Raw genomic sequence first — 11,376 nt, 5'->3', positions numbered from 1 at the left:
TAACCAAAATTATCCAAGTTTAAAAATGATTGAATGAGCGCTCAAAAAGATGAAAAAAAAGTTTAAAAAATACTTCAAAATTTTACTGATTGGTTTATTTATTGTTTCGATGGTAATACAGCCTGTTTTAGCTCGTGCTTCTCAGGAAGTTCTTACTGTTCAAACTCAGGAAGACGGCTTACAACTCACTCAACAAGCTAAAGATTTATATCAAGCGGGACAGTTTGAAAAAGCGGTGGAGTATTGGCAGGATGCGGCAACGTTTTTTGCTCAAAACCGTGATCCAATTAATCAAGCAATGGCGTTGAGTAATTTAGCTTTAACCTATCAAAAATTGAATCAATGGCAAGATGCAGAATCAACAATTACCCAGAGTTTAACTTTACTGCAATCTCTAAAAAAGTCGCGGGAAAATTCAAAGATTTTAGCTCAAACTCTTGATATTAAAGGACGCTTGCAGTGGGAGACAGGACAAATCCAAAATGCAATTGATACTTGGGGAGAAGCGGCTAAAATTCATCAAGAGATGGGAGATCAAGCTCGACTTGCACAAAATAAATTAAACCAAGCTCAAGGGTTTCAAGATTTAGGTTTATATCCGAAAGTTTGTCAAACTTTATTACAGGTTCTTGAGGTTGAACAGTCTATTGAACAGGGCTGCAATTTATCAGAAAATACGGTCAATTTATTATTAGATAAACCCAATTCTGCCTGGAAGTTAGAAGGACTAAGAAGTTTAGGAAATTTACTGCTGGTTGTGGGTCAGATCGAACAGTCTCAGATGCTTTTAGAAGCGAGTTTACAAATCGCGAAACAACAGGAAAATAAAGAAGCGATCGCCACAATTTATTTGAATTTAGGCAATACAGAACGATCCATCGCTGAACGAGAACGTCGCCTTTCTGTGAAGGATGGAGATTCAGATCGGGTTAGCCAAACTAAACGTCAAGCCCATTTAGAAAATTTAGAAAAAGCTTCAAGTTTGTATCAAGAGGCTGTCGAATCTTCTTCAGTCTTACAAACTCAAATACAAGCCCAATTAAATCAACTCAGTTTATTAATTGATAGTCAACAATGGTCAGAAGCAGAACAATTATGGCCTTTAGTTTATGAACCTTTAAAAACCTTGCCGCCTAGCCGAAGCGTAATTTATACTCAGGTTAATTTTGCTAATAGTTTATTGGCTCTGCAATTAGCAACTTCCCCTCTAAATCTGACGATGGAAACAATCGATAAAATTTTACAAAATGCAGTGACTCAAGCCCAAAATTTAGGAGATATTAAAGGTCAAGCTTATGCGTTTGGAACCTTTGGAAAACTCTATGAACAGGCTCAACAATGGAAAATAGCAGAAGATTTTACCCAACAAGCCTTGAGTATTGCTCCGACTTACAATTCACCCGATATTGCTTATCAATTTTCTTGGCAACTGGGACGAATTCGTAAACAACAAGGGGATCGAAAAGGAGCAATTGCTGCTTATAAAAATGCCTTTAATACGCTGCAATCTTTACGCAGTGATTTAGTCGCCATTAACCCCGAAGTACAGTTTTCTTTCCGTGAAAGTGTCGAACCTGTTTATCGTGAATTGGTTGATTTACAGTTACAAGAAGCGAATGGATTTCAAATAGCAGGAGATGCACAAAACTTACAACTAAAAATTAGAGAAATTCGGCAAGTGATTGAGTCTTTGCAGTTAGCAGAACTCAATAATTTCTTTCGAGATGCTTGTGTTGATGCCAACCCTAAAATTATTGATGAAGTCGCTAAAACTGCTGCTATTATTTATCCGATTATTTTACCCAATCGCTTAGAAATTATTGTCAGTTTCCCAACGGAACCCGAAGCAACCTTTAAACTTTATACAACCCAAGTAAACCGAGAAGAAATCAATCAAACAGTCCGAAAACTGCAAGGAGAATTAATTCAACCTCCGACGGATGGAAACACGGCAACAACGCCCGAAATTTTTACTTTAACTCGACAAGTTTATGACTGGTTAATTCGTCCGGCTGAAGTAGATTTAAAAAATAGCCAAGTTGATACTTTAGTGTTTGTTTTAGATGGCAGTTTACGCAATATTCCGATGGGAAGTTTATATGATGGTCAGGAGTTTTTAGTCGAAAAATATGCGATCGCACTCACTCCCGGTTTACAATTATTAAACCCTCAACCTTTGACGCAGGAAGACTTAAGAGCATTCTTAGGGGGTGCAACAGATGCCCCAACTTTTGGGGAATTTGGAACGCTTCCAGCCGTTGATGAAGAATTAAATCAAATTGCAGAAACCATTCCCAATCACGAAAAGCGTCAGAACGAAGAATTTACCCGAGAAAATCTGCAAAACTTAATTAATCAGGTGCCGTTTCCAGTGGTTCATCTAGCCACTCATGGTCAGTTTGGTTCTAATGCTGAGGAAACATTTATTTTGACGTATAATGATAGAATAGACGTTAGAACATTCGACCAACTCTTACGGAAACCTGATGAAAATACTCCGATTGAATTGTTAGTTTTAAGCGCTTGTGAAACGGTAAAAGGGGATGATCGAGCGGCGTTGGGATTAGCGGGAATTGCAGTAAGAGCCGGAGCGCGTAGCACCCTCGCAACGTTATGGACAGTGGAAGATCAAAGTACCGCTAATTTAATGGTTGATTTCTATCGAGAGTTAGCCAATCCTCAACAAAAATCTAATAAAGCGCAAGCCTTACGAACCGCTCAACTTAATCTTTTAAATGAGGACAGAACTCGCCATCCTTTTTATTGGGCGCCGTTTGTTTTAGTGGGGAATTGGCAGTAGTTGAAGGTGTTTAAGAATCAATTTCCGCTAATTCTAACCAACGTTCAGTCGCTTGATCAATTTCTAGCGCTAACTGTTCAACCTTGTGATGCAGTTCTTGAACTTGACTGACTTTTCCAGGTGCAACGTTGTATAATTCAGCTTCTAACTTCGCTTTTTCAGCTTCTAATTTGGCAATTTTCTTTTCTAACGCTTGATACTCCTTTTTTTCTTTAGAAGAAAGTTTGCGGTTTCCGTCTTTATCCCAAGAATAACGTTGAGATTTTTCTGTGTCCTGGGCTTCTGACGTTTTTTCTTTAAGGGTTGTGGCTTGATTTGCAGCTTCTTCTTCTTCTCTCGCTTTATAGTCTAAATAAACTGAATAATTCCCCGGATATTGACGTAAATTTCCCTCAGATTCAAAGGCAAAAATCATCTCAACCGTTCGATCTAAAAAGTAGCGATCATGGGAAACAACGATAACGCAACCGTTAAATTCTTCTAAATATTCTTCTAAAACCGATAACGTTTGTACATCTAAATCGTTTGTCGGTTCATCTAATATTAACACGTTCGGCGCACTCATTAACACTCGTAATAAAAATAATCGCCGTTTTTCACCGCCAGAAAGTTTATGAATGGGTGAATATTGTTGACTGGGAGGAAACAGAAATCGTTCTAACATTTGAGAGGCGGTAATTTGCGTCCCATCGGCTGTTTTGACATATTCAGCCACTTCTTTGAGATAATCAATCACTCGCTGTTCTTCGTTTAACGCTTGGGTTAAATCTTCTGAATGTTGATCGAAATAACCAATATGAATGGTTGAACCAATATCAACGGTTCCCGAGTCGGGTTGAAGTCGCCCGGTAATCATATCTAATAACGTTGATTTTCCAACGCCATTTTTACCAATAATTCCGACGCGATCATCCGGTTCAAAGGTATAAGTAAAATCCTGTACAATGGGTTTATCGTTGTAGGATTTAGAGATATTTTTTAACTCAATAACCTTTTTGCCAATTCGACGACCTGGGGTAGAAATTTCGACTTTTCCTTGGGCTTGCTTGAATTCAGTTTCCTGCATTCCTTCGATGCGTTGAATTCGGGCTTTTTGTTTGGTACTTCTGGCTTTTGGCCCTCGTTTTAACCATTCCAATTCTCGCCGTAAAACGCCTTTATGCTTGCGCTGTTGACTGACTGCAATATCTTCGGATTCGGCTTTCTTTTCTAAGAAATAAGAATAATTTCCAGTATAGGTGTACAAATCTCCTCGGTCGAGTTCAATAATTCGATTGGTGACTCGATCTAAAAAATAACGATCATGGGTAATTAATAATAAAGCCCCGCGATAAGTATTCAAATACCCTTGCAACCACTCGACTAAATCTGCATCTAAATGGTTTGTGGGTTCGTCCATTAACAATACATCCGGGTTAGAAAGTAAGGCTGAGGCTAAGGCAATTCGTTTGCGATATCCTCCTGATAAACTTCCCACTTTTGCTTCAAAATCTTCGATTCCCAGTTGAGTTAAAATAATTTTAGCTTGCGTTTCGAGTTCCCAAGCATTACCCGAATCGATGGCTTGAGTAACGGCTGATAAACGAGTGACTAACTGGCTATCTTCAGGATGTTTAGCGATTTTTGTTGAGAGTTCTTCATACTCCCAAATCAGCTTCATTTGTTCGCCGCTTTTGGAAAAAACCTGTTCAATAACTGTGCTATTTTCGTCTAACTCAGGATCTTGAGATAAATAAACAATGTTGACTTTAGAATTAACTAAGACTTGACCGCTATCAATGGGTTCTAACCCAGCAATTATTTTTAATAAGGTAGACTTTCCTGATCCATTGGTGCCAATTAAACCGATTTTATCGGTTGCATCAAGACTGAGATTGGCATCTCTGAGGATTTCCTTGATTCCAAAATCTTTTTTGACTGATTGTAGTGTAAAGATACTCATGCAGCGTTTGGGGTGGTGTTCTCTATCTAGAAATATAGACGGGTGAAAAGGGTTTATCCTATTTTATCATCTGTGATCACCTTTCGGACAACTCTAACATTTCTATTTAAAATCCAATTTTAGCATTTAAAATTAAAATGCTAGATTTTAGGTGAACATTTTTTCCCTGATCATCAAAAAATGAGCGGGAGTTTAAAGCTGCATTCAACGCTTTAAATTTTAAAAAATAATTCACAAAACCTGTGACTGCGATCGCTTGGAAAAAATTAAAAATACATCTATAATTGAAACCAATACCTCAGAGCATCTTGCTATGTCCCCAACCGAGATTGAACAGCTTTTAATCCAATACTATCATCAAGTCGCGACTTTAAATCCTGAAAACTGGCTACAAACCTTTGCTGAAGACGCACTCGTTTATGACCCGGTGGGAAAACCCCCGCTTAATGTCCAACAAGATGCTCACAAGTTTTTTGAAATATTATCGAAATTTTATGATAAATTAGACGTTACACCTGAGAAAATTTTTGTGGCGGGTCATGCAGCAGCAGTCAACTGGAAAATGAATGTTGTTACCAAAAATGGTCGCACGGCTGAGGCTGAAGGAATTGCTATCATTGAATTCAATGAAGCCGGAAAAATTCAAAAATTGCAATCCTATTGGGATGAAGCCGCAATGAAAGCAAAATTAATGGGTTAAGTTCATTTTATGTAGAATTTTGACTCTTCTCCCGAGTCCTAGACCCGATAGCCTGTATCTATCTTGAGTCTATAATTCTATTTTTTCCCCGAAGATTTTCAAAAAAAAGACTGCTTTGGTCATACTCTAACCTCAGCAGCCTCAGCTTTTCTAGAACTTAGGACTCCTCCCAAATTCTAGAACTTGACTTACACCACCAAAACTATATCATTCGATTACGCCGATCTTTCCATTTCAGCAATATTAAGAATCATTGGGACGACTGAATCTGGATTCAAACTAATCGAATCTATTCCTAATTTCACCAAAAACTGAGCAAATTCAGGATAATCACTGGGCGCTTGACCACAAATTCCGATTTTGCGCCCCTGCTGTTTAACCGTTTCAATTGCCATTTTGATCATGCGGCGGACAGCAAGGTTACGTTCATCAAATAGATGTGCCACTAAGCCCGAATCTCGATCTAAACCTAACGTTAACTGGGTTAAATCATTAGAACCAATTGAAAATCCATCAAACACCTGACAAAATTCATCTGCTAATAAAACATTACTGGGCAATTCACACATCACATAAACTTGTAATCCATTTTCACCCCGAACTAAGCCATATTTTGCCATCTCTGCTAATACTTGTTTTCCCTCATCGGGAGTGCGACAAAACGGAATCATCGGAATCACATTCGCCAACCCCATTTCATCTCGAACTCGCTTAATGGCTTGACATTCTAACCCAAAGGCTTCTCGATATTTCGGGTCAGTATAACGGGATGCCCCTCGCCATCCAATCATCGGGTTTTCTTCCTTCGGTTCAAACTGATAACCCCCCAATAAATTGGCATATTCATTGCTTTTAAGATCACTCATTCGGACAATCACCGGATGGGGATAAAAAGCAGCCGCAATCATACTGATTCCATGTGCCAATTTATCGACAAAATAATCCGGTTTATGCTCATATTGAACGGTTAATTGCTCAATTTGCGCTTTGACTTTTTCATCTGTTAATTGATTAAAATGAATCAATGCTAAGGGATGAACCTTAATATGATTGGCAATAATAAACTCTAAACGCGCCAACCCTACGCCATCAGCAGGCATCGCGGCTAAACGAAACGCTTCTTCAGGATTCCCCACATTCATTAAAATTTGGGTGCGCGTTTTTGGCAGATTTTCTAATACTGTTTCTTCGATTTCAAACGGTAAAAAACCCTGATAAACGTGACCTTCTTCCCCTTCCGCACAAGAAACCGTCACCGTTTCACCTGTTTGTAAAACCGTCGTTGCATCGCCACAACCAACAATCGCCGGAATGCCTAATTCTCGCGCAATAATCGCCGCATGACAGGTTCTTCCGCCCGAATTCGTAACAATTGCACTGGCTTTTTTCAGAATCGGTTCCCAATCTGGATCGGTTTTATTAGTAACTAATACATCCCCAGCTTGGAATTGATCCATGTCTTTAACATCCAAAATCACCCTCACTTTACCTTGACCAATGCGATCGCCAACCGCCCGACCTGTGATTAATATTTTACCCTTTTGTTGAAGTTTATATTGCTGGAGAACCTGCGTTGATTTTTGCGATTGTACCGTTTCTGGACGCGCCTGAACCACAAATAATTCACCGGTTATCCCATCTTTTGCCCATTCAATATCCATCGGCGAATAGCATCCCCGCAGGCGGGAGTAATGGTCTTCAATTAACATCCCCCACTTCGCCAAGTGCAGAATTTCGTGATCATTTAAAGCAAATTTTTGTTGTTGTGTTGGAGACACACGAATATTTTTAGTCGTTCCCTCAGCATCATAAACCATTTTGATGGCTTTAGTTCCCAAACGTTTATCTAAAATGGGATGAAAACCTTCATGTAATGTCGGTTTAAACACTAAATATTCATCAGGATTAACCGCCCCCTGCACCACATTTTCCCCTAAACCGTAAGCGGCAGTAATTAAAGCTGCATTCTTAAATCCGGTTTCTGTATCAATCGAAAACATCACCCCAGAACAAGCCAAATCTGAACGAACCATCTTCTGAACGCCCACCGACAAGGCAACATCAAAGTGATTAAACCCTTTAATTGTCCGATAAGAAATTGCCCGATCTGTAAACACAGAAGCAAAACATTTATGAGTCGCTTCAATCACAGCTTTACACCCTTGAATATTCAGATATGTTTCCTGCTGTCCGGCAAAACTTGCATCGGGTAAATCTTCAGCCGTTGCACTTGAACGCACTGCAACATCTACCTTCATTCCGTAGAGATCACATAACTTTAAATAAGCTTGGGCGATCGCACTTTCTAAGTCTACCGGAAATCGAGTATTAATTAATAAATTTCTTGCTTGTTCAGCGCGAGTTCTCAAATTCGGTAAATCATCGACATCTAAACCTGCCAAGAGTTGACGTAATTTTACATCTAAACCCGCCGATTTCAAAAAGTAGCGATAAGCATAAGCGGTAATGGCAAACCCTTGCGGAACATTCACTCCTTTGGGCGTTAATTGCCGGATCATTTCGCCTAGAGAGGCATTTTTTCCGCCGACAAAGCTAATATCATTGATTCCTACTTGATCGAACCATAACACGAGTGCTTGTTCTTTGACTGGGGAGATATTTTGCAGGGCTAAAGTTTTTAACATCAGTAAATTCACTCCGAACTAAAGTGATAGTCTCCCGCAAAGCCTCTATCTTTCAGTAGAGTTCTTTGCAGGTTTGGCTAAAAACGGAAACGGGCTGACCGTTCCTTTCAATCTTGTTAAAACAAGTCTTTAAAATTTAAAAACATTGATCCCCAATGGTTATTCGCCGAATGTTACGTCTTTTTAACGAAAGGCTTGAAGGGGAGTGGAGGTTCAATCGGTTTTTGATTGACTCTACTTTTATCCTATTCTTTTCTCTGCAAATTGCCATCATCCTTGAGTGCTTCCTCATAGTTACAAAACGAAAAGAATAGCGAGGACAAGGATTTTTAGGTTATTATTAAAAAAGATGAAGTTTATGAGGATGGTTCGATGAAGGTCAAAACAGACGATTCTACCCCTTTGCTGCTGAATGTCCCTCAGTGTCTAGAGATCACCTCTCCTATCGAATTTATTTTGGATCGGGTCGGGAGGAAGTGGTCGCTTCAGATTCTCAGAGAACTGTTTCAGGGAAGTCGCCGAACCTATGAACTCGTTGAGGCGTTACCCGGAATTAGTACGAAAACTTTAACGATTCGACTCCGACAACTCGAACAATATGGTTTGGTTAAACGCACGGTATATCCCGAAATTCCGCCCAAAGTAGAATATTCTCTAACTGAAAAAGGCGAAGAACTTCAACCCGTTATCGAAGCGTTACAACAAGTCGGACAACAATGGCTACAACAACAGTCTCATGTTTGTCCGTTAGAATTGAGTGGGTGAGATGAACTGTAGGATTGCTTGAGTTTGCATCCTAAATTCACCACCAAGAGACTAAGACACAAAGATTTTATTTCTTGGTGTCTTAGTGGTTTGTATTTTTTAAACGAGAGTGTTTTTGAGCATGAACCTAGAGATATTTTTTGAGATTCATCAAGGCTTACCCCGTGAAGGGCCAGGTGATTTTGAGTCCACCCAAAAGGCTTATTCCTTGTTAACCCATTTACCGCCCCAACCGCTTATTTTAGACTTGGGTTGTGGGCCAGGGATGCAAACTCTGGATTTAGTTGAACTCTCAAACGGAACAGTCATCGCTGTTGATAATCATCAACCTTTTCTCGATCAATTGCATCAAAAAGCGGTGGAAAAAGGTGTTGCAGATCAGATTCAAATTGTTAACGCCGATATGTCAGCACTTGAATTTCATCACAGCAGTTTTGATGTGATTTGGGCGGAAGGTTCAGCTTATAGTATTGGCTTTGAAAATGCACTTTCTTGTTGGAAACCGTTGTTAAAAAAACAAGGCTATTTAGCAGTAACTGAGATTTCTTGGCTTGCACCTAACCCCCCAGAAGAATTACAACAATTTTGGGATCAAGAATATCCTCAAATGCGGGATATTGAAGCGAATCGATTGATTATTCAACGGGCGGGATATCAAGAAATCGGCTATTTTGTGCTTCCTGAGTCGGCTTGGTGGGTGCATTATTACACCCCGCTTGAACAAAAATTAATTACGTTATCTCAAAAGTACAAAGATGATGCTGATAAATTAGAAGTTGTTGAACTTCATCAACAGGAAATTGATCTCTATCGTCAATATTCCGCTTATTATGGGTATGTTTTTTATCTCATGCAAGTTTGAAATGAAAAACCCGGTAACTTTCGCGATCGCCGGGTTTTTGGGGTGTAGAATGTTATAAGAATTATCATAAAAACTCTAGCTAAACAAGGCTTATGCAGATTAAAGCAGTGATACATACCGCAGAAGAAGGTGGATATTGGGCAGAAGTTCCAGCGTTACCGGGCTGTATTACTGAAGGAGATACAATGGAGGAAGTTTTAACCAATCTTCAGGATGCGATAGAAGGTTGGTTAGAGGTTGCAAGTAATTCTTACACTCCTGAACCAAATAGCCAGATTGTGGAAGTCACAGTATGAAATCCATTTCAGGTAGAAAGTTCTGCAAAATTGTTGAGAAAAAAGGGTGAGTTCTGAGAAAAATCACGGGAAGTCATCACATTTATGAAAAGCCAGGGGAGCAAAAAATTATATCGATTCCAGTCCATAAAAATCAGGATTTAAAGATAGGAACCCTGAAAGCATTGATGAAGATAGCAGAGTTAAAAGAGTCAGATCTTCAATAGTGTTCATTTTTTCTCTAAACATCCTGAAACTTGATCGGGTTTAACTTCTATTTTTTCAGATGATATAACGTGAGGTAATTTGACGGTAAAAGTTGTTCCTTTCCCGAGTTCACTTTCAACGGTAATTTCACCTTGATGTAAATCAACCGCTTGCTTAACAATCGAAAGACCTAACCCAGTTCCCTTAATATTCCCAACGTTAGAAGCTCGTTCAAATTGCTGAAAGAGTTTTTGATAATAGTTTTTGGGAATGCCAATACCTTCATCTTTTACTCGAAAGATCACTTGTTTTAAATCACAGTTTACCTCTAAGTTAATGCAGCCCCCATTCGGAGAATACTTAATCGCATTTGAGAGTAAATTTGTTAGAATATAATGCAACAGTTTAATATCCAGAGAAGTTGAAGAACAATTACTATGACAGGTAAATTTCAGGGTATGCTTGTCTGTCGCGATCGCAAGGCATTCTTCCAGCAAATCTTGACAAAATTTGATCAGATCTAGAGGCTCAGGATTAAACGGATGTTTCGCCGCTTCTGAGCGAATCAGAAATAAAACATCTTCGAGGATATCATTCATATTTTGAATAGAAGTGCGAATTAAGTCCAGATGTTTCTGCCTTTTCTGACAAGATAACTGCTCTCCATATTCATGCAAAATTCCTGCGATCGCCTGAATAACCGTCATGCGGTTGCGTAAATTATGAGAAGCCCGAGAAAGATGTCGAGATTTTTCTTGGCTTTTGGCTTCAGCATCAAATATTGACTGTTGGAGTTGAACCGCCTGTTGATGTTTGCTGAGTGCAATTTGAATCGTTGCGTGCAATTCTCGTTCGTTAATGGGTTTGAGAATATAACCGTAAGACCCAGTACCTTGAGCGCGTTTTAAGGTTTGATCATCGGCATAAGCTGTGACATAAATCACCGGAACGAAATAAGATTGATAAATCTCAGCCGCCGTTTCTATGCCATCTCTGTCTCCTTCTATTAAAATATCCATCAAGATCAAATCGGGGTGAAACTCACGGGTTCGTTGAATGGCTTCCACCCCCGAAGCCACAATATCCATAACTTGATAGCCTAACTTTTTCAGTTTACGGGCTAACCCCTGAGCAATCAAAAATTCATCTTCAACAATAAGAATTTTAGCCTCACTCATCA

At 39.3% G+C, this 11,376-nt stretch carries 9 protein-coding genes; 6 read left to right on the top strand and 3 right to left on the bottom strand.

Annotated elements, in window-relative coordinates:
* Positions 1 to 49: 49 nt before the first annotated feature.
* On the top strand, positions 50 to 2,800 hold the full coding sequence (locus WN50_RS01960; RefSeq protein ID WP_046282388.1) for a CHAT domain-containing protein: 2,751 nt from the start codon (positions 50 to 52) through the stop codon (positions 2,798 to 2,800).
* 10 nt (positions 2,801 to 2,810) lie between these two features.
* Here the strand turns inward: WN50_RS01960 and WN50_RS01955 are convergent, their stop codons facing one another.
* Positions 2,811 to 4,742, bottom strand: a complete 1,932-nt coding sequence (locus WN50_RS01955) for an ABC-F family ATP-binding cassette domain-containing protein (protein ID WP_046282387.1) — start codon at positions 4,740 to 4,742, stop codon at positions 2,811 to 2,813.
* A 313-nt stretch (positions 4,743 to 5,055) separates the two neighbouring features.
* Between WN50_RS01955 and WN50_RS01950 the strand changes: the two genes are divergently transcribed.
* The gene (locus WN50_RS01950; RefSeq protein ID WP_049557642.1) at positions 5,056 to 5,442 is read left to right on the top strand and encodes a nuclear transport factor 2 family protein; all 387 of its coding nucleotides are present in this window, start codon (positions 5,056 to 5,058) and stop codon (positions 5,440 to 5,442) included.
* 215 nt (positions 5,443 to 5,657) lie between these two features.
* Here the strand turns inward: WN50_RS01950 and ppsA are convergent, their stop codons facing one another.
* Positions 5,658 to 8,087 carry a phosphoenolpyruvate synthase gene (gene ppsA / locus WN50_RS01945; RefSeq protein ID WP_046282384.1) on the bottom strand — a complete coding sequence of 810 codons (2,430 nt, stop codon included), beginning with the start codon at positions 8,085 to 8,087 and terminating at the stop codon, positions 5,658 to 5,660.
* Positions 8,088 to 8,459: 372 nt separating this feature from the next.
* On the opposite strand from ppsA, the gene WN50_RS01940 reads away from it, so the two are divergent.
* From WN50_RS01940 to WN50_RS36800, 4 genes are all read left to right on the top strand, one after another.
* A complete protein-coding gene (locus WN50_RS01940; RefSeq protein WP_046282383.1) occupies positions 8,460 to 8,852 on the top strand; it encodes a winged helix-turn-helix transcriptional regulator in 393 nt (130 codons plus the stop codon).
* Between the two features lie 121 nt (positions 8,853 to 8,973).
* Positions 8,974 to 9,714: a class I SAM-dependent methyltransferase gene (locus WN50_RS01935; protein WP_046282382.1), complete on the top strand. Its 741-nt coding sequence runs from the start codon at positions 8,974 to 8,976 to the stop codon at positions 9,712 to 9,714.
* Between the two features lie 92 nt (positions 9,715 to 9,806).
* The gene (locus tag WN50_RS01930; protein WP_046282381.1) at positions 9,807 to 10,010 is read left to right on the top strand and encodes a type II toxin-antitoxin system HicB family antitoxin; all 204 of its coding nucleotides are present in this window, start codon (positions 9,807 to 9,809) and stop codon (positions 10,008 to 10,010) included.
* 53 nt (positions 10,011 to 10,063) lie between these two features.
* On the top strand, positions 10,064 to 10,216 hold the full coding sequence (locus tag WN50_RS36800) for a type II toxin-antitoxin system HicA family toxin (protein WP_323306767.1): 153 nt from the start codon (positions 10,064 to 10,066) through the stop codon (positions 10,214 to 10,216).
* Between the two features lie 3 nt (positions 10,217 to 10,219).
* Here the strand turns inward: WN50_RS36800 and WN50_RS01925 are convergent, their stop codons facing one another.
* A complete protein-coding gene (locus tag WN50_RS01925; RefSeq protein WP_046282380.1) occupies positions 10,220 to 11,374 on the bottom strand; it encodes a hybrid sensor histidine kinase/response regulator in 1,155 nt (384 codons plus the stop codon).
* Between the last annotated feature and the right edge of the window lie 2 nt (positions 11,375 to 11,376).

It is taken from the genome of Limnoraphis robusta CS-951, assembly GCF_000972705.2.
The sequence above is the reverse complement of the archived record's forward strand: the minus strand, read 5'-3'. Positions and strand labels throughout refer to the sequence as shown.